The sequence below is a fragment of the Streptomyces sp. WAC04114 genome (genome assembly GCF_019733245.1).
GTDB classification, from domain to species: domain Bacteria; phylum Actinomycetota; class Actinomycetes; order Streptomycetales; family Streptomycetaceae; genus Streptomyces; species Streptomyces massasporeus_A.
Window position 1 is genome coordinate 1 of record NZ_JAIGQA010000128.1, and the last position, 25,004, is coordinate 25,004.

General features: G+C 70.7%; 24 protein-coding genes and 1 pseudogene. 18 read left to right on the forward strand and 7 right to left on the reverse strand.

Annotation, left to right across the window (positions count from 1 at the left end; translation table 11 throughout):
- Positions 1 to 29 precede the first annotated feature (29 nt).
- Complete coding sequence (locus tag K4G64_RS27205; RefSeq protein ID WP_221758630.1) at positions 30 to 776, reverse strand: bifunctional DNA primase/polymerase; 747 nt, start codon at positions 774 to 776, stop codon at positions 30 to 32.
- Between the two features lie 207 nt (positions 777 to 983).
- Between K4G64_RS27205 and K4G64_RS27210 the strand changes: the two genes are divergently transcribed.
- Positions 984 to 1,841 (forward strand): glycerophosphodiester phosphodiesterase, encoded by an 858-nt coding sequence (locus K4G64_RS27210; RefSeq protein WP_260461050.1) that lies wholly within the window; start codon positions 984 to 986, stop codon positions 1,839 to 1,841.
- Here K4G64_RS27210 and K4G64_RS27215 read toward each other — a convergent pair.
- Positions 1,820 to 2,461 carry a TetR/AcrR family transcriptional regulator gene (locus K4G64_RS27215; protein WP_221758632.1) on the reverse strand — a complete coding sequence of 214 codons (642 nt, stop codon included), beginning with the start codon at positions 2,459 to 2,461 and terminating at the stop codon, positions 1,820 to 1,822. The genes K4G64_RS27210 and K4G64_RS27215 overlap by 22 nt on opposite strands.
- A 116-nt stretch (positions 2,462 to 2,577) precedes the next feature.
- Here K4G64_RS27215 and K4G64_RS27220 point away from each other — a divergent pair, with 116 nt between their 5' ends.
- On the forward strand, positions 2,578 to 2,790 hold the full coding sequence (locus K4G64_RS27220; protein ID WP_221758633.1) for a DUF6243 family protein: 213 nt from the start codon (positions 2,578 to 2,580) through the stop codon (positions 2,788 to 2,790).
- Positions 2,791 to 2,877: 87 nt separating this feature from the next.
- Here K4G64_RS27220 and K4G64_RS27225 read toward each other — a convergent pair whose 3' ends face one another.
- From K4G64_RS27225 to K4G64_RS27235, 3 genes are all read right to left on the reverse strand, one after another.
- Positions 2,878 to 3,861, reverse strand: a complete 984-nt coding sequence (locus K4G64_RS27225; RefSeq protein ID WP_221758634.1) for a small ribosomal subunit Rsm22 family protein — start codon at positions 3,859 to 3,861, stop codon at positions 2,878 to 2,880.
- A 120-nt stretch (positions 3,862 to 3,981) separates the two neighbouring features.
- A complete protein-coding gene (locus K4G64_RS27230) occupies positions 3,982 to 5,160 on the reverse strand; it encodes a serine hydrolase (RefSeq protein WP_221758635.1) in 1,179 nt (392 codons plus the stop codon).
- Positions 5,103 to 6,434 (reverse strand): multidrug effflux MFS transporter, encoded by a 1,332-nt coding sequence (locus K4G64_RS27235; RefSeq protein ID WP_221758636.1) that lies wholly within the window; start codon positions 6,432 to 6,434, stop codon positions 5,103 to 5,105. Before K4G64_RS27235 ends, K4G64_RS27230 begins: the two co-directional genes overlap by 58 nt.
- A gap of 85 nt (positions 6,435 to 6,519) precedes the next feature.
- Between K4G64_RS27235 and K4G64_RS27240 the strand changes: the two genes are divergently transcribed.
- The gene (locus K4G64_RS27240) at positions 6,520 to 7,554 is read left to right on the forward strand and encodes a Gfo/Idh/MocA family protein (protein ID WP_221758637.1); all 1,035 of its coding nucleotides are present in this window, start codon (positions 6,520 to 6,522) and stop codon (positions 7,552 to 7,554) included.
- A 76-nt stretch (positions 7,555 to 7,630) separates the two neighbouring features.
- Entirely contained in the window at positions 7,631 to 8,389 is a 759-nt protein-coding gene (locus K4G64_RS27245) for an SDR family oxidoreductase (RefSeq protein ID WP_221758638.1), read from the forward strand.
- 287 nt (positions 8,390 to 8,676) lie between these two features.
- On the opposite strand, the gene K4G64_RS27250 is transcribed toward K4G64_RS27245, so the two are convergent.
- A complete protein-coding gene (locus K4G64_RS27250; protein WP_308122504.1) occupies positions 8,677 to 10,596 on the reverse strand; it encodes a CocE/NonD family hydrolase in 1,920 nt (639 codons plus the stop codon).
- A gap of 253 nt (positions 10,597 to 10,849) precedes the next feature.
- Between K4G64_RS27250 and K4G64_RS27255 the strand changes: the two genes are divergently transcribed.
- A complete protein-coding gene (locus tag K4G64_RS27255) occupies positions 10,850 to 12,421 on the forward strand; it encodes an AbgT family transporter (RefSeq protein WP_221758639.1) in 1,572 nt (523 codons plus the stop codon).
- Positions 12,422 to 12,441: 20 nt separating this feature from the next.
- Positions 12,442 to 13,536: a DUF5937 family protein gene (locus tag K4G64_RS27260; RefSeq protein WP_221758640.1), complete on the forward strand. Its 1,095-nt coding sequence runs from the start codon at positions 12,442 to 12,444 to the stop codon at positions 13,534 to 13,536.
- 95 nt (positions 13,537 to 13,631) lie between these two features.
- Here the strand turns inward: K4G64_RS27260 and K4G64_RS27265 are convergent, their stop codons facing one another.
- Positions 13,632 to 13,958, reverse strand: coding sequence for a nuclear transport factor 2 family protein (locus tag K4G64_RS27265; protein WP_221758641.1), 327 nt, complete (start codon positions 13,956 to 13,958; stop codon positions 13,632 to 13,634).
- Positions 13,959 to 14,117: 159 nt separating this feature from the next.
- Here K4G64_RS27265 and K4G64_RS27270 point away from each other — a divergent pair, with 159 nt between their 5' ends.
- The 12 genes and pseudogenes from K4G64_RS27270 to K4G64_RS40515 all read left to right on the forward strand — a co-directional run.
- Entirely contained in the window at positions 14,118 to 14,666 is a 549-nt protein-coding gene (locus K4G64_RS27270; protein WP_221758642.1) for a DoxX family protein, read from the forward strand.
- 57 nt (positions 14,667 to 14,723) lie between these two features.
- Positions 14,724 to 15,068: a MazG-like family protein gene (locus K4G64_RS27275; RefSeq protein WP_221758643.1), complete on the forward strand. Its 345-nt coding sequence runs from the start codon at positions 14,724 to 14,726 to the stop codon at positions 15,066 to 15,068.
- Between the two features lie 122 nt (positions 15,069 to 15,190).
- On the forward strand, positions 15,191 to 15,640 hold the full coding sequence (locus K4G64_RS27280) for a hypothetical protein (protein WP_260461052.1): 450 nt from the start codon (positions 15,191 to 15,193) through the stop codon (positions 15,638 to 15,640).
- The gene (locus K4G64_RS27285) at positions 15,637 to 17,025 is read left to right on the forward strand and encodes a hypothetical protein (protein WP_221758644.1); all 1,389 of its coding nucleotides are present in this window, start codon (positions 15,637 to 15,639) and stop codon (positions 17,023 to 17,025) included. The genes K4G64_RS27280 and K4G64_RS27285 overlap by 4 nt, the downstream gene beginning before the upstream one ends.
- Positions 17,025 to 17,336 carry a hypothetical protein gene (locus K4G64_RS27290; protein ID WP_221758645.1) on the forward strand — a complete coding sequence of 104 codons (312 nt, stop codon included), beginning with the start codon at positions 17,025 to 17,027 and terminating at the stop codon, positions 17,334 to 17,336. The genes K4G64_RS27285 and K4G64_RS27290 overlap by 1 nt, the downstream gene beginning before the upstream one ends.
- A gap of 652 nt (positions 17,337 to 17,988) precedes the next feature.
- Entirely contained in the window at positions 17,989 to 18,321 is a 333-nt protein-coding gene (locus K4G64_RS27295; RefSeq protein WP_142164291.1) for a hypothetical protein, read from the forward strand.
- Positions 18,322 to 18,394: 73 nt separating this feature from the next.
- Positions 18,395 to 18,706, forward strand: coding sequence for a pore-forming ESAT-6 family protein (locus tag K4G64_RS27300; protein ID WP_221758646.1), 312 nt, complete (start codon positions 18,395 to 18,397; stop codon positions 18,704 to 18,706).
- A 40-nt stretch (positions 18,707 to 18,746) separates the two neighbouring features.
- The gene (locus K4G64_RS27305) at positions 18,747 to 19,139 is read left to right on the forward strand and encodes a DUF6507 family protein (protein ID WP_221758647.1); all 393 of its coding nucleotides are present in this window, start codon (positions 18,747 to 18,749) and stop codon (positions 19,137 to 19,139) included.
- Positions 19,136 to 21,547 carry a hypothetical protein gene (locus K4G64_RS27310; protein WP_221758648.1) on the forward strand — a complete coding sequence of 804 codons (2,412 nt, stop codon included), beginning with the start codon at positions 19,136 to 19,138 and terminating at the stop codon, positions 21,545 to 21,547. The genes K4G64_RS27305 and K4G64_RS27310 overlap by 4 nt, the downstream gene beginning before the upstream one ends.
- A 12-nt stretch (positions 21,548 to 21,559) precedes the next feature.
- Positions 21,560 to 22,438, forward strand: a complete 879-nt coding sequence (locus K4G64_RS27315) for an immunity 49 family protein (RefSeq protein WP_308122505.1) — start codon at positions 21,560 to 21,562, stop codon at positions 22,436 to 22,438.
- Complete coding sequence (locus tag K4G64_RS27320) at positions 22,435 to 22,728, forward strand: hypothetical protein (protein ID WP_308122506.1); 294 nt, start codon at positions 22,435 to 22,437, stop codon at positions 22,726 to 22,728. Before K4G64_RS27315 ends, K4G64_RS27320 begins: the two co-directional genes overlap by 4 nt.
- 31 nt (positions 22,729 to 22,759) lie before the next feature.
- Positions 22,760 to 24,052, forward strand: a pseudogene (locus K4G64_RS40515) (EsaB/YukD family protein); the annotation flags it as partial.
- Positions 24,053 to 25,004 lie beyond the last annotated feature (952 nt).

The following is a 25,004-nucleotide window of genomic DNA, read 5'->3' on the forward strand; positions in this document are numbered from 1 at the left end:
AGCCCTCCCCGCCCAGTCGCCGACAGGCACTAGTGCCGCAGAGGCCAGCCCGCCCCCGCTGCATGGTCGGCGTCGCCGCCCTCATCCACATAGCGCCCACACACCTCCGTGAGCACCTCCAGCAGACTCAGCGGATCCGGCAGCGCGTGCTCGGGCCCCCGCACCCACCGCACGGCCTGGCCCTCACCGGGCAGCATCGCCGGCGGCACGAGGACGTAGGAGCCCCGGCAGTGCCAGCGCAGCCCGGGGTGCTCGTCCATCGTCTCGGGGTGGCAGTCCAGTTCGCACGGCCACCACTCGTCCTCGTCCTCGGGCGTACCGCGGGTGAGCGTGAAGAACAGCAGGCGGCCGTCGTCGCTCTCGGCGACCGGCCCGACCTCGACGCCGGCGGCGAGCAGCCGCTCCAACGCGTCGCGACCGGCGTCGAGGGGCACGTCGAGGACGTCGTGCACCATGCCGGTCGCGGTGATGAAGTTGGCCTGCGGCTGGTGGCGGGCCCAGCGCTCGATCTGGGCGTGGTCGGTGGTCGACTGCGTCTGCCAGGCGAAGGACACCGGGTGCCGGGCGGGGGTGGGACAGCCGACCCGGTCGCAGGAGCAGCGGTACCCGGCCGCCGGGTGGGCCGCGGGCGCGAGGGGCAGTCCCGCGTCGGCGGCGGCGAGCAGCAGGGCCTCACGGCCGCCGTCCCCGGCGGTCTCCTTCGGCCGGCGCCCGGCGCGCAGCCACTGGGTGAGTTTGCCCTGCAGGCCGGTCCGGCCGCCGAACTCCGCGCTCATCTATCCCCTCGCCTCGCCGTCGTGCGGAACAGCATGCCTCATCGTCCCATCTTCCCTCGCACCGGGGGGCCAGTGCCCACATCCGGGACACCGGGGACGCAACGTACACCGGGCGCCCGATGGGAGGAGAAACGGCGATCCCCGCTCTCGGCATGATCGGGTGTCATTACCCGCTTTGACATGACATGGCGCCCTACCGTGTTCGCCATGGTCACAAGGTTCGCGCTGGCGGGTCTGGTCTCCGTGGCTTCCGTGGTCTCGCTGACCCTCACGGGACCCGGCGGCCGCGCCCCGGCGCCGCTGGAGTGGGGCGCGGGTCCGCTGACCGTGGCGGCCCTGCCGAGGATCACGTACGTGGCACACCGCGGCGGCGCCCGCGAGGTCCCCGAGAACAGCATGGCGGGGCTGACGGCCGCCTACGAGCGCGGGACGGCGCAGGTGCTGGACTTCGACACGCGGCTGCTGCGCGACGGCACGCCGGTGGTGTTCCACGACGAGACGCTGAACCGCACCACCTACCTGGGCGGCGCGGTGGGCGGTCTGGACGCCCGGGAGTGGCAGGGCGTCCGGCTGCGCCCGAAGGACCGGCTCCCGGGGAGCTGGCGGTCGGAGCGGCCGCCGACGGTCGCCGAGGTGCTGGATCGTTTCGGCGGGCGGATCGTGCTGATGCTGGAGGCGAAGGACCCGCGGAGCCTGGACCGGCTGGCCGAGCTGATCCGGGCCCGCGGCCTGACGCGCTCGGTGTTCGTGAACTCCAACGACCCGGAGGTGGCCCGGCGCGTCCACCGCCTCGGGCTGCTCTCGCAGTTGTGGCGCTCGGCGCAGCAGCTGCGCACGGACCGTCCGGAGCGCTGGAGGTCGTTCGTGGACCTGCTGGACGTGGACCACCGGGCGCGCGACGCGGATCTGGTGCGGGCGGTGAACTCGGGGATCGCGCGGGTGTGGGCGCACACCGTACTGACGGACGCGCAGCGGGACCGGGTGCTGGCGCTGGGCTGCGGCGGCGTGATCACGGACGCGCCGGGGCGTCTGGCCCGCGCCGCTCAGCGCGGGGCGAGGCCGTGAAGGGCGTAGTCGACGAGGGTGTCGGTGTACTCGTGGGAGATCGGGCCGGTGTGCTGGAGCCAGCGCTGGGCGAGCGGGGAGATGAAGAACTCGAGGGCGATGCGCGGGTCGATCTCGGGCCGTACCTGGCCGGCCTCCTGGGCGGCGCGCAGCCGGGCGATGTAGAGGTCGAGTGAGGGCTGCATCAGCTTGGCGACGAGCTCGCGCCCGAGCTGCTCGTTGACGACGCCTTCGGCGGCCAGCGCGCGGGAGGGCGCCTCGAACCTCGGGTCGCGCAGTTCGTCGACGGTGGCGCGCAGGACGGCCTTGATGTCGGCGGCGAGATCGCCGGTGTCCGGGAAGGCGTAGGGCGCCGGCCCGGCCTCCTCCGCGGACTGCTCGGCCAGGTCGAGGAAGGCCTCCATCAGGACGTCCGCCTTGGACGCCCACCAGCGGTAGATCGTCTGCTTGCCGACTCCGGCGCGGGCGGCGATGCCCTCGATGGTGGTCTTCGGGTAGCCGACCTCGACGACGAGCGCGAGGGCGGCGTCGTAGATGGCGCGGCGGGACTTCTCGCTGCGCCGGGCGGAGTCGGGGGCGGGCTTGCCGGGAGCGGGCTGGGTGGATTTCTGGACGGCCATGGGCCGAATTTATCAGGTTGACAAGACGGAGCGTCTCGCGGACAGTGAAGTGATACGTACGAGACGAACCGTCTCGTCACGGTGAGCGTGCGGAGTGACCACGGAAGGAGCCCGAGATGACCCGAGGCGGAGCCGGAAACATGCTGGGTGTCGGCGGATCGCGCAAGAACCTCGGCCGCAGGGAGCTGCGCGGCGGCGGCCGGGGCGGCCGGATCGGCGGCGGTCTCGACCCCAGGGCCCAGAAGCGCGAACTGCTGCGCAAGCTCCAGGAGAGCCGGCAGCAGCAGGAGGCGGTACGGGAGGAGGGCACGGCCGCCGAGGCGTCGTGAGCCTCCCCCGCGCGAGGGAGAGCGAACCCCCGCGGGATCCTCCCGGGCGGTCGGCGCGAGTTGATCTTATGCGTACCTGACAGAAGCTCAGGAGGGCGGCCAGGGGTCTCCCCAGTCGGCGTCCCGGGCGGCCTTGTACAGGTCGCCGTGGCGCTTGGTGACGGTGGCGCGGCGCAGGGACGGTTCGCTCTCGCACAGGTCGAGGAGGACCTGGCCCTTGCGGATCTGGGGGCGGCGGACGACCCGGGAGGGTGCCGGTTCGACGGGGAAGCGGGCGGCGGCGACGTAGGCGAACTTCTCGTCCTCGTAGGCGAGGGAGCCGCCCTTGACCTGGCGGTGCAGGGAGGAGCGGCTGACCCGGGCGGAGAAGTGGCACCAGTCCGTGCCGGGGACGATGGGGCAGGCGGCGCTGTGCGGACAGGGGGCGGCGATCCGGAAGCCGGCGGTGATCAGCCGGTCGCGGGCCTCGATGAGCCGGGCGTAGCCGTCGGGGGTGCCGGGTTCGACGATCACGACGGCCTGGGCGGCGGCCGCGGCGGCGTCGACGAGGGCGATGCGGTCGGCGGCGGTCAGCTCGTTGAGGACGTAGGAGACGGTGACGAGGTCGGTGCTCTCCAGGGTGAGCGCCGCGCCGATCCGGGAGCGCTGCCAGCGGACGTCCTTCAGCTCCGGGTTCGCCGCGGCGATCTCGCGCCCCAGGGCGAGCGCGGGCTCGGCCCAGTCGAGCACGGTGACGGGCCGCTGCCCGCCCCACACCGCGCTCACGGCCCAGGCCGCGGCGCCCGTGCCCCCACCGAGGTCGGTGTGCCCGCCTGGCACCCACTCGGGAGCGGCGTCCGCGAACGCCTCCAGCGCGCAGCGCACGGCCTCGAAGGTCGCGGGCATCCGGTACGCGGCGTACGCGGCGACGTCGGCCCGGTCCCGGAGGATGGGGGCGTCGGTCGGGGTGGCCCCCCGGTAACTGGCGATCAACCGCTCGACCGCCTGCGAGGCCTGCCGGGGCGGCAGCCCGTCGAGCAGACCGGCGAGGGCGGCGCGGAGATTTTCGGCCGGGGGTGCGGGGGCGTTCACCCGGCGATTCTACGAGGTGGGCCGGGGGTGCCCGGGAGGACCGCGGCGCTCACCCGGACACCCCCACCGCGTCAGCGGGACCGCCCACCCGGCAAACGCCCGCGAAAGCCCGCGGCAGCGTCACCGCACCGCCCGGGCCACCCGTGACGCCGCTGCCGCTCTTGGTGCGCTGTCGGGGCGGCGGCGGCGTGGGTGGACCGCGTTGGTGAGGAGGACGAGGAACGTGTCCGTGGCCGGGTCGAGGACGAGGGACGTGCCCGTGAACCCGGTGTGGCCCGCCGCGCCGCGGCCCGCCAAGTCGCCCATGAACCACGGCTGGTCGAGCGAGAAGCCGAGGCCCGGCGGAGTGAAGAGGAGCTCGACGAAGTCGGGGCCGAGGATGCGGGCGGGGCCGTGGGAGCCGCCCGCGAGGAGGGTGCGGCAGAACACCGCGAGGTCCCGGCCGGTGGAGAACAGGCCCGCGTGCCCGGCCACTCCCCCGAGCGCCCAGGCGTTCTCGTCGTGGACCTCGCCCCGCAGCATCCCCCGGTCCGCCTTGGCCCACGGCCGGCGCTGGTCCTCCGTCGCCGCGGCGCCCGGGCACGGCCCGAAGACCGTCGCCGTCATGCCCAGCGGCCGGGTGATGCCGTCGTGGACGAGGACATCGAGCGTGCGCCCGGTGACGCGCTCCAGGACATGCTGGAGGAGCAGCATGTTCAGGTCGGAGTAGCAGTACGTGCCCGGCACCCCGACCGGCGCCTCCGCCTGGAGCGCCGCCAGCCGCGCCGCGTCGTCGGAGCAGTCGTACAGCGGGAGTTCGGGCCGCAGCCCGGAGGTGTGGGTGAGCAGCTGCCGTACGGTGATGCCGTGTCGGGCGGCGGCCGTGAAGTCGGGCAGGTACGCCCCGACCCTCGCGTCGATGCCGAGCGTGCCGCGCTCGATCTGCTGCACGGCGGCCACGGACGTGAACAGTTTCGTGAGGGACGCCAGGTCGAAGGGCGTGTCGACGGTCATCGGGACCTGGTCCTCCGGGGGCAGCTCCACCCCGGCGTCGGCGTCGGGGTCGTAGGCGGCGTAGCGCACGGCCCAGCCCGCCGCCTCCTCGACGGCGATCACCGGGCCGCGTCCGACGACCAGCACGGCGCCGGGCGCCCAGGGGCGCTGCCCGGTGGTGAGGACGTGGACCTCCCGGACGAGGTGACGCAGCTCCGCGGGGTCGAGTCCGGCCCGCTCCGGCGTGCCGTCGCGCAGTCTGGGTGCGCTCAGCTGACTGCTCCCTCCACGCTCGCGCGGCCGCTCTCGGTCTTCCAGGGTCGGCACATTCCCATGAAGCAGGCCAGTGCCACCAGTGCGGCGGCCAGTTGGACGACGGCCATCGGGAGGGCGGTGTCCTCCCCGGCGATGCCGACGAGCGGGGAGGCGATCGCGCCGATGAGGAAGGAGGTGGTGCCGAGCAGGGCCGATGCGGAGCCGGCGGCGTGCTTGGTGCGCATCAGGGCGAGTGCCTGGGTGTTGGGCAGGGTGATGCCCATCGCGGACATGAGCACGAACAGCGCGGCGGCGACGGGCAGCAGACCGACCTCGCCGAAGACCCCGAGGGACATCAGCAGCAGCGCGGTCGCGGCGGTGATGACGATCGCGAGGCCGATGCCCAGGACCCGGTCGAGGCTGACCCGGCCGACGAGGACCTTGCCGTTGATCTGGCCGACGACGACCAGCCCGACGGAGTTGACGCCGAACAGCAGGCTGAAGGTCTGCGGGGAGGCGCCGTAGATCTCCTGGATGACGAAGGGGGAGGCCGAGATGTAGGCGAAGAGGGCGGCGAAGGCGAAGCCGCCGGTGAGCATGTAGCCGGTGAAGGCGCGGTCGGCGAGCAGACCGCGCATCGAGCGCAGGGCCTCTCCGACGCCGCCGCTGTGCCGCTCGGCGGGAGCCAGGGTCTCGGGCAGCCGCGTCCAGACCAGGGCGCCGATCAGCACGCCGATGACGGTGAGGACGGCGAACACGCCCCGCCAGTCCGTGACGCGCAGGATCTGCCCGCCGATCAGCGGCGCCACGATCGGGGCGACCCCGGAGATCAGCATGAGGGTGGAGAAGAAGCGGGCCATGGCCATGCCGTCGTAGAGGTCGCGGACGACGGCCCGGGCGATGACGATGGCGGCGGCGCCGGCGAGGCCCTGGGCCAGCCGGAAGGCCACCAGCAGCTCGACGGTGGGGGCGAGCGCGCACAGCACGGTGGCGACGACGAAGACGGCGAGCCCGGCGAGCAGCGGGCGGCGGCGGCCCCACCGGTCGCTCATCGGCCCGACCACGAGCTGCCCGAGCGCCATGCCGGCCAGGCAGGCGGTGAGCGTGAGCTGGACGGTCGCGGCCGGCGCGTGCAGGGATCGGGTGACCTCCGGCAGGGACGGGAGGTACATGTCCATCGCCAGCGGGGGCACTGCGGTCAGGCTTCCGAGGAGGAAGGTGACCAGGAGTCCGGTGCGGCGCTGCGACGTGCGGTCGGGCCGCTCCGTCCCGGCTGCGGCCTCCTGCGCGGTGGTGTTCGATGCCTCCTGCGCGGTCTCCGATATGGGCGCCCCACCTTCGGGCATGAGTCCCTCCCTCTCCGAGTCGATCGCCACCTATGCTCTCAGCTCGTACGCAGTGCTCGGGGTCGCGAGGTGGAGGCGGGGCGGTATGACGGCGGACACGGTGCGGTGGGGGATTCTGGCGACCGGGGGGATCGCGGCGGCGTTCACGGCGGATCTGATCGACCTGCCGGACGCGGAGGTCGTGGCGGTGGCGTCGCGGTCGCGGGAATCGGCGAAGGCGTTCGCGGAGCGGTTCGGGATACCCCGCGCATACGGTGACTGGAACGCCCTCGCGCAGGATGAGGACATCGATGTCGTCTACGTCGCCACCCCGCACACGGCGCACCGGGCCGCGGCCGGCCTGTGTCTCGCGGCCGGGCGGAACGTGCTGTGCGAGAAGCCCTTCACGCTGAACGTGCGCGAGGCGGAGGAACTCGTCGCGCTGGCACGGGAACACGGGCGCTTCCTGATGGAGGCGATGTGGATGTACTGCAACCCGCTGGTCCGGCGGCTCAAGGCGCTCGTCGACGACGGGGCGATCGGCGAGCTGCGCAGCGTCCAGGCCGACTTCGGGCTGGCCGGCCCGTTCCCGCCCTCGCACCGGCTGCGCAACCCGGAGCTGGGCGGCGGCGCGCTGCTCGATCTGGGCGTGTATCCGGTGTCGTTCGCGCAGCTGCTGCTCGGGGAGCCGGCGGACGTCGCGGCGCGGGCGGTGCTCTCCGAGGAGGGTGTCGACCTCCAGACGGCGGCGGTGCTCTCCTACGACAGCGGTGCGCTGGGTTCGGTGCACTGCTCCATCGTGGGCGGTACGGCGACCTCCGCCTCGGTGACCGGCTCCCAGGGCCGGATCGGCATCCCGCACGGGTTCTTCTTCCCGGACCGTTTCGTCCTGCACCGGGACGGCCGTGACGCCGAGGAGTTCACGGCCGACCCTGCGGACGGGCCCCGCAACAGCATGCGCCACGAGGCGCTGGAGGTGATGCGGGCCGTGCGCGCGGGTGAGACCGAGTCGCCGCTGGTGCCGCTCGACGGCACGCTGGCCGTGATGCGGACGCTCGACGCGATCCGCGACCGGGTCGGTGTCCGCTACCCGGGCGAGACCCCGGACGAGGACCTCACGGCGGAGCTCACGCCGGCCTGAGCTCCGCTCATGCAGGGGACCGGCCTGCTCTGCTCATGCAGGGGACCGGCGGGTGGCTCCCGTACGCTGCGGCCCCATGAATGCCAAGGACAATGCGATCGCGGTGGTGACCGGGGCGGGTTCCGGCATCGGCCGGGCGGTCGCCGTGGAACTGCTGCGTACGGGCTGGTCGGTGGCGCTGGCGGGCCGGCGTGTGGAGACCCTGGAGGAGACGGCGGCGTCGGCGCCCGGGACCGCCTCTCTGACGGTACGCACGGACGTCGCACGCCCCGAGGACGTGAGCGCCCTGTTCGCCGCCACCGTCGAACGCTTCGGCCGGGTCGACCTGCTGTTCAACAACGCGGGCACGTTCGGCCCCGGCGGGGTGCCGGTCGAGGAACTGCCCTACGAGGCCTGGCGGCATGTGGTGGACACCAACCTCAACGGGGCGTTCCTGTGCGCGCAGGCGGCGTACCGGCAGATGAAGGAGCAGGATCCGCAGGGCGGCCGGATCATCAACAACGGCTCGATCTCCGCGCACTCACCCCGCCCGCTGTCGGTGGCCTACACGGCGACCAAGCACGCCCTGACGGGCCTGACGAAGTCCCTCTCCCTGGACGGCCGGCCGTACGGGATCGCGGTGGGCCAGATCGACATCGGCAACGCCGCCACCGACATGACGTCCCGTATGCAGACGGGAGCCCTCCAGGCCAACGGGGAAGTCGCCCCGGAACCGGTCATGGACGTCGCGGACGTGGCCCGCACGGTGCGGCACATGGCGGAGTTGCCGCTGGAGGCGAACGTGCAGTTCGCGACCGTACTGGCGACGGCGATGCCGTACGTCGGACGCGGCTGAGCGCACGGCGACATTCGTCAACTCGTCAACATGCACAATCGGAATGCGAACGTCCGCACTATTGCGGCCGATAGGGAGCCTATGCTCAAATCTTCTACACCAAAGCTTCACACTTGGAGCAGAGAGCTCCCGTCGGCCACATCCAGGGGGGAGGCGGCAGTCGTTCCACGGCACCGGGTGGGGGTGGATTCCGCGAGGGACTGCGGAGTACGCACCGGTGCGCGTGGAACGACTGCCGCCCAGCTGGACGACCGCCGGAGTGCGGGTGGCCGCCGGGGAACGGTCAGTCATCGCAGTGCCGACGGCCCTCCGTCCACCCAGACCCTCAGGTGCGACGGACGCCCCGCATCCATGTACACCGTGTTGGTGGCCGTGACCGTGCGCCGGACCGTCGCCTCCGGTTCGCCCGTGTTGCTGTTGACGTCGAAGCGGGGGAAGTTGCTCGACGAGACGTCCAGGCGGATGCGGTGGCCGGCCGCGAAGAGGTTGGCCGTGTCGGGGGCCGTCACCTCTATCGCGTACACCTCGCCCGGCTGAAGCAACTCCGGTTGTTCCCGCGAGCGGTGGAAGCGGCAGCGCACGATGCCGTCGGTGAGATTCATGGCGAAACCGTGCGGATAGTCCGCGTTGGGCGGGTGGACGTCGATGAGTTTGATGGTGAAGTCGGTGTCCGGGGCCGAGGTGGAGATGTGGAGCGTCGCCGAGACCGGACCGGCAAGGACCACGTCCCGTTCCAGCGGCGGTGTGGTCAGGGTGATCACATCGGGGCGGGAGTCCAGCGGGAGGTAGGGGGCGCGGGCTCCGTGGACGCGGGCGTCCGGGGCGTTCTGGTCGTAGGCGCCGCCCGACATCACCGGTTCGCCCGAGGTGACCTGGCCGCCCATGGTGGGGACCGGATTGCGGGGGTCGAAGTCGTAGGTCACCGAGGCGGCGGGTGCGGTGGGCGGGGTGGTGGACAGAGCGCCGTCGGCGGTGAGGTAGAGGGCCACCGGGGCCGCCGAGGCGGGCGGCCAGTGGGTGTCCGCGCGCCAGGTGCCGCCGTGGTGCATCCGGCCCGCCGCGTTCCGCCTGCCGTCGCCTCCGCCCATGAGGAAGTACTGCACCGCCGGCAGATCGCCGCCGTCCGTCACCGCCCGGCCGAGCGCCCGGTCGAAAAAGCGGCGGCGGAAATCCAGGTACGAGGGCGCCAGGTTGCCGTCGAGCGTCGCCCGCGGGCCGAAGTCCACGTCCCCCGCGTGCGTCTCGCAGCGGTGACCGTGCGTCCAGGGGCCCATGACCAGGTAGGAGGGCGCCGACTTGCGTTCCCGCAACGCGGTGAAGTTCTCGATCGTGGAGCGGACGTAGGGGTCGTACCAGCTGCCCATGTGCAGGCTCGGCGCGTCCGGGAAGCGGTCGTAGAAGCCACGGCCGTAGATCGCAGGGGTGCGGTAGTAGTCGCCGAAGGCGTCCTGCCGCCACTGTTCCAGCAGATAGTCCTCGTACGCCGGCAGATGGCGCAGAGGTGTGCAGCCGGGGCGCCACGGCATCGCGTCGAACCAGCCCGTCACGTCCACCCGCAGCAGCGCCTCCGTCAGCACCGGATCCGCCGCCGCCTCCGGGCTGTGCAAGGCGTGGCGCAGCGCCCAGGTCACCTGTTTCAGCTCGAAGGCACCGCCCATCCGCAGCCCCGCGTCGTAGGCGGAGGAGAAACCGCCCGCGTCCTGGAACATGGCCGCCAGACCCTCGGGCCCTTCGGCCGCCGCGGCCGACTGGCAGTGCGCGGAGTAGGAGACCCCGGTCATCACCACCCGGCCGTCGCACCAGGGCCGGCTCCTGATCCAGGCGATGGTGTCGGCACCGTCCGGGCCCTCGCTGAGGTACTTCACGAACGTGCCCCCGGAGTCGCCGCGCCCCCGGCAGTCCTGCCGTACGACGTGGTAGCCGGCGTCGGTGAAGTGGCGGGCGAGGTCCTCCGGGCGCGGGAGCGGCGCGTCGGCGCGGTCCTGGTCCGAGCCCCGCTGGGCGCGCCGGCCGTACGGGGTGCGCTCGAGGAGCACCGGACGTGCAGTCGCCTCCGGCGCAGGTGTGGCCGAGTACAGATCGGCGGCGAGCGCGACTCCGTCCCGCATCGGGACGCGCAGGGTGTGGCGCCACAGGGCGCCGTCCTGGAGGGCGTCCGGCCGGTCGGGGCGGGCGGCGGTGGCGGGAGGCATGTCGTACGAGGTCACGTCCGTGACGTTAGGCATGCGCCCGGCTCAGGGGCGATCACTTGACGTCATGAGGTCAACTGTGGCTCCGGACGCTGACGTGGGCGGATGCGGGGCCCTACTGTGCAGCGCAAGCCGGACCAACCGTCCCGCTTTCTGACCTTTATCCGCTTTCCCCGGTTCCCTTGAGTTTCCTTCCGCCCTTCCTGCCCTTCTTGCCTTTGCCTGTCTCCCTCCCCTCTTCTTCCCTCCCCCGCCCTCACAGGAGGCCGCCATGAGCACACCCGTCCACCACACCCAGGAGGTGCAGGGCCCCGAGCCCGGCGAGGAGGGACGTGGTTCCCGGCTTCTCGACCTGGTGGAGCGTGCGGGGAACGCCTTGCCGCATCCGTTCTGGCTGTTCTGGATCCTGTGCGGCGGCGTCGCCGTCCTGAGCTGGGTGCTGCACGCGTCCGGGCTGCGGGTCGAGGATCCGTCCTCGGGCGACCCGGTGGGCGTGCGCAGCGCGCTGTCGGCGGCTGCCGTGCGGGACCTGGTCACGGGCGCCGAGGAGTCCTTCGTCACCTTCGGTCCGCTCGGTGTGGTGCTGATGGTGATGCTCGGCGTCGCGGTCGCCGAGCGCTCCGGGCTCTTCGAGGCGCTTGCCCGCCGCATGCTCACGGGACTCTCGCCGCGCTCGGTCGTCCTGGGGGTGGCGCTGGGCGGCGTGCTGGGGAAGTTCCTTTCGGACTCCGCCTACGTGGTCCTGATCCCCCTGGGGGCGGTGGCCTTCCGTGCCGTGGGCCGCTCCCCCATGCTCGGCATGATCGTCGCGTTCGTCTCGATCAACGCCGCGGGCGACGCCAATCCGTTGATCGCCCCGGGGGACGCGCTGTTCGCCGCCGTGGCCACGGAGGCCGCGCAGCTGGTCGACAAGAACGTCGTGGTCCGCGCGACGGACAACATGTACTTCACCACCGTCTCGGCGTTCGTGCTGGCCGGCACCATCGCCCTGGTCGTGGACAAGATCCTCGCCAAACGTGAGCACCGGCTGATCCCCGACGCGGACCTGGAGGCGGCCGCGGCCGGGCAGGTCGTCGCGAGGACCGACGACGCCACCGAGCGCCGGGCCCTGAGGCTGACCGGTGTGGCCGTGCTCGGCTACGCCGCGCTGATCATGCTCGCGATGCTGCCGGACTCGTCACCGCTGCGCGGCGAGGGTGGGGCCGTCGTGGAGTCCACCTTCATGGACGCCATCGCCGTCTTCCTCACTGTCTTCTTCCTGCTCATCGGCACCGTCTACGGGTGTCTCACCGGGCGGATCAGCGGGAGCCGCGCGATACCGGAGTTCATGGCGGACGGCGTACGCTCCATCGCCCCACTGCTGGTGCTCTTCTTCGCCGTGTCCCAGTTCCTCGCCCTGTTCAAGTGGACCAACATCGCCACGGTCGTCGCGGTCGAGGGGGCGGACTTCCTCAAACGGCTGGGGGCTCCCACGCTGCTGCTGTTCACGCTGCTGATCGTCGCCGTGGCTCTGATGAACCTGCTCATCACCTCCGGCTCCGCCTTGTGGACGCTGGTCGCCCCGGCGCTGGTGCCGATGCTGATGCTGGTCGGCACCAGCCCCGCCACGACCATGGCGCTCTACCGCATCGCCGACTCCTGCACGAACTCCGTCACCCCGATGAGCACCTCATTCATGCTCTGCGTCGGCTATCTCCAGACGCTGCGCCGCAAGGCCGGCATCGGCACCCTGATCTCCTTCACCCTGCCCGTCGCCATGATCATGCTGGCGGTGTGGATACTGCTGTTCTTCGTCTGGTACCTGCTGGGCATTCCGCTCGGCCCGGGGGCGCCCGTGCGGTAGTTCCGCCGTACGGTGACAGCGTGAGCATCGTCCTCGACCTCGGAGGACTCGGCCCGGCGGATCTCGCGGCCGGGTCCTCCCCGCTGTCGGAACTGATGGCGAGCCTGCATGTGCTCGCCGAACCCGAGCACCACCCCGAGGCCGCCGGCTGGGCGACCCACGCCACCGCGCCGGACCCCGAACTGCGCGACGAACTGGCCTTCTTCGCCCCTCTGTGGGCCCGCTTCCGCTGCCGTCTGTTCTTCCCGCGCACCCTGCCGCTCGCGGCGGACCTGGACGAGGAACTGACCGCGATCGAGGCGCTGCCGACCGGGGAGTTCCTGGACCTGGTGGCTCCCGGAGTCCTCGGCACCACGGCGCTGCCCGTGCCACCGGCCCGGGAGCTGCGCGCCGGCACCTCCGCCGCGGAGGACTTCGCACGCCGCTGTCTGCGCCGCTCCTACGCCCGGGGAGAACTGGCGCGCCACCTGGTGGCGGCCCCGCTCGAACTGCGGGACAGACTGCTGGCGGCGCTGCGGGCCGCCGACGCGGCGTTCTTCGCGGAGGACTGGCGGACCCTGCGACCGGTCCTGGAGGACCACGCACGGGAGGTCCGCCGCAGACTGGCGGTCCGCTCCCCCGCGGACGTGCTCTGCGAGCTGCTGCCGACGGCGGCCCGGGGGGCCGGGCCGGGGGAACGAGTCCGGCTGGACAAGCTGCAGACCGACGAGGTGAAGGTGGCCCCGCGGCCCCTCGTCCTCGTGCCCTCCGCCCGCGTCTGGCCGCATCTGACGGTCAAGCACGAGCACCCGTCGTGCGTGGCGGTGCAGTACCCGGTGCCCGCCGCGACCCCGGGCGGCCAGCTGACCCTGCGCGATCTCCAGGACCGCCTGATGGCGCTGACCTCACCGACCCGGATGGAGCTGTGCCGTCACCTGCTGGGCGAGCCCATCACGACCTCGGAGCTCGCCGCACGGCTGGGCTCCAGCGAACCGCAGGTCTCCCGCGCGCTGCGGACCCTGCGTGACGCGGGCCTGGTGCGCTCGACGCGCGAGGGCAAACTGGTACGTCACCGGCTCGCCACGGATGTGATCCGGCGGCTGGGGCAGGACGTACTGGCGACGGTGGCGCGGTGAGCCGGAGGGGCGGACGGGGCCGGTCCGACGGGGCCTGGGCAGGGCACGGGCACAGGCACAGGCAGCAGCATCAGCGGCTGAGCACACGGAGGGTGTCAGGCCTGCCCGGTCTCGAAACGCGTGATCCGGCCGTCGTCGTCCACCTGGAAACTCCACCGGGTGCGCATCTCGCCCCAGGTGTCATTGCTGTAGCGGACGAGGAGGGAACGGCCGCCGTTGGACTCGTTGTCGACCTGCATGTGGCCGTGGGAGGAGAAGATCTCCCGGTCCACCCAATCGTCGAGGTCGCGGTCGGAGCCGTCGTCGGTCATGGTCGCGCCCGGCGCGAGGAGCGCCATGAAGCTCTCGCGGTCGTGGTTGTTCACGGCGGCCACGAAGGCCCGGACGGCCGGATCGCTGAGGCGCGTGGTCTGAATCGTCATGCGAGCCAGCCTCGTACCGGCCACGGCCCCACGCCACCGGTGCCACCCGAACGGCGTCCCCGGGGCGGTGGGTGGGGTGTCGGCGAGCGACGGTGGAATCGCGACGACACGACGAATGGTCCTGTTCCGTATTGACTGCTGCCTGCTCCGGGAGACGACGTGACACCTGACGACCGACGTGATCTGGGCCTCCTGCTGCTCCGGCTGGGGACGGGCGGCGTGCTGGCCGCCCACGGTGCGCAGAAGCTGTTCGGCTGGTTCGGCGGACACGGCATCGAGGGGACCGGCCAGTTCATGGAGTCCATCGGCTACGTCCCCGGCAAGGCGAGCGCGACGGCGGCGGGCCTTGCGGAGGCCGGCGGCGGCACGCTGCTGGCCCTGGGCCTGGCCACCCCGGCCGCGGGCGCGGCGGCGGCCGGCGCGATGGCCGGCGCGGCGGCGGTGCACGCCCCGAACGGCTTCTTCAACCAGAGCGGCGGCTACGAGTACGCGGCGACGCTGGGCCTGACCGCGGCGGGCCTGGCCATCACCGGCCCGGGCCGGTTCTCCCTGGACCACCTGCTCGGCCACGCGGTGAACCGCGGCTGGATGATCCCGGCGGCCTTCGCGGCGACGGCGGCGGGCACGGCGGTGGTGGTGGGGGCCCGGGCGAGGCGGCTGCGGAAGGCGAAGGAGGGGGAGCAGGAGGCTTTGTTCGAGGAGGAGTAGATGGAGTGACCGGGGACGGGAGGGGGCGTTGTCACACCCTCGTGCCAGGCTGCGCCCATGAGCGACCACACTCCCGCCGCCGCTGAACTCTGGTCCACGATCGACACCCTGACGCACTGGCTCGACACCAACCGCCCCGTCGAAGGCCGCGAGGGCCTCCTCCTGCGCGTCCTGAAACTGACCGAGGAGGTCGGCGAGGTCTCGGAGGCGGTGATCGGGGCGACGGGGCAGAACCCTCGCAAGGGCGTCACGCACACGTGGGAGGACGTGGAGGCGGAGTTGTGCGATGTCGTCATCACGGCGCTGGTGGCGTTGCGGACGCTTACGCCGGAGGCTCGGCAGGTGTTCGGGGGGCATTTGGAGCGGGTCAGGAAGCGATCGCTGACGTCGGCGCGTCCGTGACCAATCCGTTCGCCCCGCCCGCCCTGGCCGGAACTGCCGCCTGCTGTACGGCCAAACCCAGAACGCCCCTCCAGTAGCATGATCGATTGACTGTTCGAGGTGACGGGCGGAGGGGGAACACGTTGTCTTTCGAAGAGGAGTGGGCCCAGTTGAAGGCCGACGCCTTGGCGCGTCAGCAGACCGGTACGCAGATCAATCAGTTGCCGGCGGACAGCGGCGGCGGGGCCGTCGCCCCGGCTACTGGTTCCCTGGTCGCCAAAGCCCAGTCGATCAACGGCAACGCGAATCTGCTGATCGAGATCGCGGGCTTTCTCCACGAGGGTCGGCCCGATGACGAACTGACCACCATGGCCCGGGCCCCCAGGGCGCCGGCGGACGTGGCCAAGCAGGTGGCACGGTTCGCGGGATTCGCCGACGACCAGTACCTGGACGCGGTCGCCCTGTTCGCGGCGCTGTCCACTCGCCTCAGGACCACCGGCAGCGACTTCGTGAAGATCGACGACGACACCGCCCAACGCTTTCTGGACAACGTCCTGGAGTACGGTCAGTACGTCGCCCCGGAGGCGCGATGAGCAGCGGCATCAGTCACCGCAGGGACGTCGAGTTCCTGGAGGACTGCAACCCGCCCCTCGTCGAACGGAACGCGGACGAATTCAAGCGCCTGCACGACATGCTCGTGGCGGTCGACGCTTCCGCCAAGCGGGCCGAGAAGCACACGCAGTGGAAGAGCGAGGGCAGTCAGCACTACGAAGCCCGGCTCTCAGAGGGGCGCAAGCTGGTCGCACAGCTCGCGGAAGGCTATGCCAAGGCGTCCAGCGCTCTGCGCAGCTACGCGTTCGCGCTGGAGGTGGCCAAGGCCCACTACTCCAACGGCAAGGCGAATGAGCAGTCGCTCGCAGACCTGATCCACACCAAGGGCACGGCGATCACCCGTGAGGCGCAGGAGGCGGAGCCGATGCGCCAATGGGAGGACATGCGTGACACCACCGGGGTCATGGACTTCTTCGCCGAGCTGACCATGGATGTCGACGACATCCGCGAGGACGCGAACCGGCTGCACGGCGCCGCCGGTGGGGACTTCCACCTTGCGAAGACCACGGAACACGAGGCGCGGGAGATCTGCGTCCACGAGCTCAAGCAGGCCTATGACCTGCTACCTGATTTCCGCATGGGTTTCATCGAGCGTGTGGACATCGTTTCGGCGATCTCGGAGCTGCGGCGCGAGGCAGCCGAGGCGAGGACGAACCCGCTGACCCGGCTGTCCGGAAGCGGCCCCAAGCAGGACTACTCCCCCATCGCCGGCGACGACGTCGTCTCCCCGACGTTGCGGGACATCCGCCTCCAGATCGCCAACCTGCCCGGCGCGCAGGACAGTTACTGGAGTCCGCCGTCCACCGCACAGGACCGCGCCGACTGGATAGCGGCGAACAAGGAGATCATCAAGGCCGCGGCACGGAATTCGGGGCTGCCGCCGGACATGGTCGCCGGTATCGCGTGGCAGGAGGTCGGCGGACAGCCCGGCATCCTGGACGACATGACCGACACCATCCGCGAACAGGCGGACTCTCCCCTGAGCCCGATCGCTCCCGAGAGCCTGCCGTGGCGGCTCGGCGGTGACCCGGACAACACGTCCATGGGCCCCATCGCCATCCAGGTGCGACGTGGCGCCGAGGTTCTCGGTTACGACCCCGAGCACCTCACCGACCAGCAGCGCGACACGGTGGAAACAGCTCTGCAGGACCCCGCGCAGAACATCTTCATCGCTTCCGAGTACCTGGCGCAGCTCAAGGCGGAGAGCGAGTTCGCGGACGTGCCGGCCGAGGAGATGACACCGGCCCAGTACCAGGAACTCGCGGCGCGTTACAACGGCGGGCCCTACTGGGAGACCGACGACGCCCAGGACTACGGGCGTGGGTTCGCGAACAATCTGAACGAGGCAAGGAACGCACTGCGCTGATGACCAGCCCTTCCCCTGTGGACGACGACCGCGGCTGCCTCCGTGTGGTCCTCGCCGTACCCTTCACGCTGCTCACCCTCATCGCCGCGTACTTCTGCTGGACGGCACTGACCATCACGCCGTCCGGCACCTGGGACGACGACGCGTACGCCGGAATCGTGCTGTCGTGCGTCGTCACCATCGCCGCCGCCGGGGCCGCGGCAACGCTGTGGCTGGTGCCGTCGGTGCGGAGGGCCATGTCGTGGTGGTGGATGCTTCCAGCTCTGCTGCTGGGCGTGGTTGCGGGAGCGCGGTGGGCGGTGGGCGGTTAGACCCACGGTCACCGTCGCGTACTGCATCCCCGAGCCTTGCCATCAGGATGTCCGGGGCCACCGATGCCGACGGCTGGACGAAGCGCAGGACAGGGCAGGGGTCGAGGGGTTCCACCGCCGTCTGCCGCACCCAAGCGGTTACGGGCAGGTCCGGCATACCTCGCCCGGATGGCATCTGAGTGCGCCGAGTTCGCCGACCGGTGGCCATCCGCTGCCGGAGGTCCTGGATCCCAGGCAGCGGTGACCTCTGCCTTACGTGCCGCCCAACCGGCCATAGGCAAGGTTGGCACGGCGAAGTGGGGCCCTACGTACGCCTGCCGCTACGGCGACGAGGGCCTGCTGAACTTGGAGGCGGTCGGGCTGCCGACCGCCTCGGCCAGTGCCTCACCACGCCTGTGCCGTACGGCCCCGTCCGGGGTGGGTGCATCAGGGGGAATCTCCGAGCCTGCAGCGGGTCTCACGAGGGGGCATGGTGACGACGGTCATCACGGCCATCCACGCACTGGATCACGCCACTTCGGGCTCCTCCGCGTTGCGCCTGCAACATAAGATGCGGAAGGATGTTCGAGGGACTGCGAGTCGCACATGACGTGTGAGTACGCCGCAGAGATCACGCAGTACTACTGCGCAACACGCTTACGGGGGTGGGTTGATGAAGTTCGACATGGGATCGACGACCCTGTCGGAGCTCGGGAAGAGCACCGTCGGGTCGAGTGAGGATCTGGGCACGCTGATCAAGTGGCTGATCCAGGCGGCGGAGCCGTTGGAGGGGAAGTTCAACGGGGCGGGCAAGGCCGCCTTCGACACGTTCAAGCTCAACGCCGACGAGATCACGGCGGCTCTGAACGGTTCACTCAGCGCGATCCTGGGCGGCCAGTCCGGCATGGACACCGCGTTCGGCACCGGTGACGTGGAGCTTGAGGACAACGCCCACCAGAACATGGGTGCTGCCAACTTCGACGCGGCTCGCTTCGGCGCACGGTAGCCACAACGGCGCGCATGCGCCCGTCGACCCGAAGCCACCTTCACCGTCATCGTTTCCGAGGGGGAATCCGACCATGGGTCAGAACCTGGACCGCCGCTCCTACGACACCGGTGCTTCCGGTGAAGTGCAGATCAGTCTGCACAGCGTCATCGGGCAGTTGGAGCGCGTCCTGACCGACCGCGACCGCGCGGTGAAGGCCGCGATGGCCGACTTCACCGCTGACGGCGTCGCCGACGAGTATCACGGCAAGGAGACGCGCTGGCACCGCGCCGCCGGTGAGGTGCGCGAGATCATCCGTCTGGTCCGCACGACCATGGAGCAGAACGACGGGACCGCGCAGACGACCTTGGCCAAGGCACGGTCGGCCGTCGACAACATCGGCTGACGCCGAGCAGTAACAGGGGGAAGGGAACGGGGGCTGACGCATGCCGGCGTGGGACATCTCTCCGTCCGGGGTCCAAAGTGTGGTCTCGAACGTGGGCGACGTCATGAAAGTACTGGACGACATCGTCCAGGCGTACTCGGGTGACGTGCAAGGCGCGGCCACCTCGGCGGGGACACTCGCTCCGGGCGGGGCGGGGGGCGAGCACAAGGGGCAGACCGGGTTGGTCGCCGCAGCGCTCGCCGAGTTCATGGAAGGCACCGCTGACGAGCTGAAGTTCATCGGGGAGCGCGTCGGCAAGTCGGTGGGCGGCGCTGTGGAGGCCACGGTGGCGTACCGGGACGGCGACCTGGAGATGGCTGCTGAGGTGCAGCAGCGGGCAGCTGGACTGATCAGGCCTGACATGCCTGGCGGCTGGAAGGCCGGACGCCTGTGATCAAGCCGGAGTCCATTCCACTGTTCACCGGCGACCTCGGACAGCTGGAACAGCACACAGACGCCCTGCGTAAAGAGGCCGACGGCATCCGCCAGGTCGGCGGGGAGGCGCATCGGCAGTTCCAGGGACTGTCGGCCTTCTATCAGGCGCCGGAAGCGGAGGATCTCTTCGCGTCCACCAAGCCGGTGAGCGATGCCGCCGACAGCTTCGGGGACAAGGTCGCCACGGTGGCGGACGCGCTGCGGACGTACGCGGCCGAAGTCGCCCCGATCGCGGCGCGGTTGGAGCAGTTGCAGAGCCAGGCGGCCACGTTCGTCGCGGGGCTGAAGACCGACAGCGGGGCGTTCGACGAGAACTGGACGGATGACGCTGACAAGGTCTCGGAGCACAAGGCCCTGTGGCATGACGTGAACGTCGCACAGTCCCAGTTCGCCGCTGCCGAGATCGCCTGCAACAACAAGATCACGGCACTGGTCGGCGGCACCCAGTACGTCATGAACACGGGCGCGAAGCAGTTCGTACCGCGCGGCGCGGAGCTCTACGGCTACAGCGCCGACGTGCTGGACCAGGCCAAAGAGCTCCCTTGGGGCACACCGGTCACCCAGTCCCACGACTGGTGGGACCCGGACGACCTCGGCTACTACGCCAAGAGCTTCTTCTGGGACGGCATCATCGTCGACAACGTCTGGGGCACCATCGACGGCCTCGCGACGTTGACCGGCTTCCACGGCTCGGACAGGGCGGGCCAGGCCTGGGAGGGCCTGGTCCGAGCGGTGGTCGGGGCCGAGACGTACCTGATGGAGTCCGGCGGCAAGAAGCCCACCGGGATCTTCGCGTCCGACTTCGCGCAGGAGAGCAAGGGATACGCCAAGGAGTTCGCGAAAGGCTTCGTCGCCTGGGACATGTGGGAGGAGAACCCGTCCCGTGCCGCAGCTACCGTCGTCTTCAACGGGCTGACCCTCGGCGCCGGGCCACTGAAGGTCGCATCCGCAGGCAAAGCGGGCACCGCAGCCAAGGTCGCCACCACGGTCGCGAAGGTCGGCGACGTGATCGACCCGGTCAGCGCCGCAGTCAAGGCGACGGGCCACGCCATACCCAGGATCGCCCAGGTCACGGAGAACCTGCGCGGCGTGAACAACGTCCCCGACCTGCGCGCTCCACACAGCGTCCTGGAACTCGACGACGGCTCCAAGGTCGTCATCGAGAACGGCGAGTTCATCCCCTACGACAAACACGGCGAGGTCGTCCGGAACGCACCGAAGGCGGAACGTTCCGCCTCGCCCGGGGACACACCGGAGGAGTTGGCGGGGCGAGAGCGAGAACTCGCAGGGGTTGGCAGCAGGTCACAGGCACCGCAGGCATCCGTGCACACAGACGGCGGATCAGCCGGCACAACAGCCGCTACCAGTGGCGGCCTGCGAGGACATGCTTCGAATCCGTCGTCGTCACCCGGGCAAGGCGCAGGTGATGCCCACGGTTCCGGCAGCGGCCACGTGCCGTCGAGATCTGGCGGGACGTCAGGCGGTGCGGATCGCAATTCCGGAGCAACAAATTCCGGAGATCGGGAACTCACCGCCGAGGACAGGAAGCGCATCCGGGACGAGCATGTCCGGAAGGCCAACACCGATCCGGCGTGGCGTGAAGAACACTATGACGCTCTCGACCGACGAAGGGAGGCCGCAAGGATCGTTGACGGTGTCGAGTTGCCCATCCTCGCCAGGGACGCGAGTGGCAATTTGGTATCCAAGTACGACCTGCCGAGCGGACCGTCGGATGTCAAGTACGGCCGGACGCCACTGGGGCCGGACTCGGCCGACCCCGCGCATCGTCCCGAGCTCGACAGGCTCGCAAAGGACCGCAAGGTGGCCGGGGAGCTCACCGACGCGTCAAAAGCAGCCGAGGCAGCCCCGACACCCGAAGCGCTCGAGACCCTCAAGAGGGCACAAGAGGCCTACGCCGGGCAGCTCGGCGATGTGCCGAACAACAGCAAAATTTCCGAGAAGCTGGGTGAGAAGGCCGCTGAGCTGCACGTGGTTCCGCATGAGTTCCCAGGTGCCGAGTGGGTACCGCTTCCAAAGACGCCCAATGGCGCCGACATGTTCGACCAGGTGTACAAGCTCGGCGATGACGGCGGCCATGTGATCGTAGAAGCGAAGGCGCCGTCGGCGGACCTGGGTTGGCGCAGAGGAGCAGGCCCTTACGAGGGTATGCTGGTCAAACAGGGCACCAAGGAATATGTCTATACAATTCTTGAGAAAATGTGGGCGCGAGGCGGGAAGGACGCCGAGATTGCCAACACTCTCGAAGACGCCCTGGAGGCCGGAAAGCTGCAGTACGTCCTGGTGAAGGCGAACGAGAACACGGGGTCCTACGCTGGTGCTGTGATGGAATACTTCAAGATCCGTTAGAGGAGGGGTTCAGTGGTCACGAGCGTTCCGCGCCATGACTTTCGCACGGACAACGCGGCCGAGGCCATGGCGCCGCTCGTCGATGGGACGCGTCGGGTTCTCGACCGACTGGAAAGGTCGGAGATGTCCCGCCACCGGGCGCTGAGCAGCACCCTGACCATGGCGAAGTGGCGCTGCCTGACGGATCCCGAAGCAGCGAGGCTGGAGACGTGGGAGGCCTGGGTCACAGCAATGCAGGTCGGCTGTGCTCTGTTCGACTCGGCCACAGCCACCGAGGGGCCCGTCCCGTGCCGGATCGGGAGCGACGGCGAGGTGAAAAACCTGCCTGCGACGGGGCCGACGCCTTATACGCATGCGGGGGCGTGGCTCACCGCGGTGTATCTGGCGACGATCTGCCGTGAGAACGATCGGCTCGATCGCCTGATGCGGGTGCCTGTGTCGTTTCTGCGTGACTCCGTTCCCGAGGGAGCGGCTTTCGATGACTACGTCTACGACTGGGTGGAGGCACTCCAGAGCTACTGGGCCGGTCGAGCCACGGAGATGTGGGACAAGCTGGTAGCGGCGGTCAAGGGCACCGACCCCGAACGGGAAGGCGTCGTTGACAAGGAAATGATGCTGAAGATCCTTTACCCGCCGCTCGAACTCTTCCATCGCTTCCAGTTGCGGGAAACCGAGCAGTTCAACAGCGCATTGGTTGACGCCGTCACCGGGCACAAGCAGTACTGGGCCGGTGACGAGGCGCGTGCCCTGAGCGGTGACGGCCTGGTGGCCCTCGCACCGCTGGCTTTGGCCTGTATGGCCTATGACAACGAATTCCCCATCGAAGTCGAGTCCGAGTATGTGCCCAAGCATCTGCTGAAGCGTTCTTGGGTCGGCGAGTTCGAGACGTGACAGCTCAGGACTACGACAACCAGCTGCTGGAGTCGATGTCCGTCCGCCGACGGCGCCTTCGGGACGCCCTGCTCTTCGGCGCCCAACGCCAGCGGCGTTCCACCGATGAGAGGTTGGGCAAGTTGTTCGTCGGCGTCGTGATCGCGGCGGTGGTGTGCGCGGGGTGTGTGGGGTGGTCGTTCGTGTCGCATCGGGTCATCGGGAAGAGCCCGTACGGGGCTTCGGTGCCGTCGTCCCAACCGTCCGGATCGCTGTCGCCCACGCCCTCCGGGGCCTCTACCACCCGGTGATAGGTTCGAACGCGTGATACCCACGGGGACTTTGAGCCGTTCAGCGACTGGCCGGCGTGTGGCGCTCAGCCGGGTCACCCTGGTCGGGGAGCGGCGTCGGGTCGATCTCGTGCTGCCTTCGCGGGAGCCCGTAGGGGTTCTGCTGCCGGAGGTCATGCGGCTTCTGGACGACCGTGTCGCGGACCGGCCCGAGTTGCGGCATCTGGTCACCCCGGACGGCTCCGCGCTCGCCCACGACAGCACCCTGGAGTCGGCCGGCGTGGCCGACGGGGCCGTGTTGCGGCTCGTGCGGGCGGAGGACGCCCCCTCCGCGCCCGTCGTCCATGACGTCACCGACGAAGTCGCCGACGACCTCGGCGTGCGGGCCTGGCGGTGGCAGCCCTCGGCGCGGCGCGTCGTCGCCGGGTGCGCAACCGTCCTGTGGGCCTTGGCCGCGGGGCTCCTGGCCCGCGACTCCTTCGCGTTGTCCTCGGTCGGCGTCGGGCTTCTCGTCATTGCCGCGGCATGCGCCCTGGCCGGTGCTCTCCTCGGGCGGGTCCGGCGGCACGCGCTCGCCGCCACCCTGATCGTCACGGCCGCGGCCCTGGCCGTACTGGGCGCCTGGAGCTGCGCCGACGCCCACGACTGGGGCGGGGCGGCGCGACTGGCTTGCGTCGCGGGTGCCGTGACGCTCGCCCTGCTGCTCGCCGGGTGGTTCACACCCCTCGGACGCGGAGCGCTGATCGGTGCCGGGGCAGTCGCCGGTTGTCTTGTCGCGTGGGAGGCGGCTCTCGGGCTGCAGGGCGGGGCAGGCACCGCCGCCGGGCAGACCCGGGTGGGTGCGTTGCTCGCCGTGGTCTCCGTCGTCGTCCTCGGGATGCTGCCTCGGCTCGCGCTGATGGCGTCGGGGCTGACCGGCCTGGACGACCGTCGCACGGGCGGGGTGTCGGTCAGCCGGTACCGAGTGGGCACGGCGCTCGCGGCCACCCACCGCGGGCTGGTGCTGGCCACCGCCGTACTCGCGGCCTCCGCGGGCGCGGCCGGCATGCTGGTCCTGGGCACCGTGTCGGTGTGGAGCGTGCCGCTCGCCATCACCGTCATGGTGGTGCTCGCCCTGCGGGCGCGGGCCTTCCCGCTCACCGCCGAGGTCGCGGTGCTGCTCGTGGCGGCGGCCGTGGTCGCGGTGCGGCTCGCCGTGGTGTGGGGGGACCATGCCTCAGCCGCGGCAGGGCCCGTCGCCGTGCTCGGATTGCTCGCCGTCGTGCCTCTGGGAGTTCTTGCCGTGGAGCCGGCCGAGCATGTGCGGGTGCGGCTGCGGCGCGCCGGAGCCACCCTGCGCCGCCTTACCGCCTCCGCCACCCAGGAGGTGTCCCAACAGACGCGTTTCGCCGAGGAGTTGCAGCACCCCGTCACCACCGGCCGCGTCATCGCCGTCACCTCGATCCGCGGCGGCGTCGGCAAGTCCACCGTCGCCGCACTGCTCGGCCGTACCTTCAACCACTACCGGCACGACCCGGTGCTCACCCTGGAAGCGGACGCGGCACTCGGCACCCTCCCGGTACGGATGGGCGCGGACAGTGTGCGCTGGTGCTGCGCCGACCTGGCCCGGATCCTGACGCCCGCGATGCAGCTCACGGACATCACCGGCTACCTGGTGCCCGTGACAGACGGCGGCTGGCTGCTGCCCGCGAGTCAGGGGCGGGTCGGCGCCCCCATGGACATGCGCACCTACCGGACGGTGACGCTGGCCCTTCGCCGGTACTTCGCGGTGACGGTGGTGGACTGCGAGACGCTGCCCGGCGAGGTGGCGCGAACGGCGATGGACACCGCCCACGCACGCGTCGTCGTCGCGCCGATGACCGCCGAGGGCATCCACGGCACCCGCCAGGTCCTGGACTGGCTGGGTCAGTTGCCGCACTCCGCGCTCGCCACCACCGTGGTCGCCCTCAGCGCGAACTCCCCCGACACCACCATCGACCCGAAGACGGCGGCCGCGCACCTGCGCGAGCCCGGCGTGCCCGTCGTCCTGCTCCCCTACGACCGTCATCTGGCCCAAGGAGGCCCCATCCACACCGCCATGCTGGGCCGGAGCACCCGGGACGCGGCCGTCCGTCTGGCGGCCGAGGCGATGCGGCGGGCGGTGAGGGTGCGATGACGCAGCAGGTGATCCACCGGCCCGCACCGAGAGGAAGTCCGCGTCCTGGCGCCGCCTCTCCCACAGTCGGGCCGGGGCCCGGACGAGGTCGTACAGGGCCTCGGGCGGCGGGTTCAACTCGCGTGCTTCCTGCCGTCGTTCC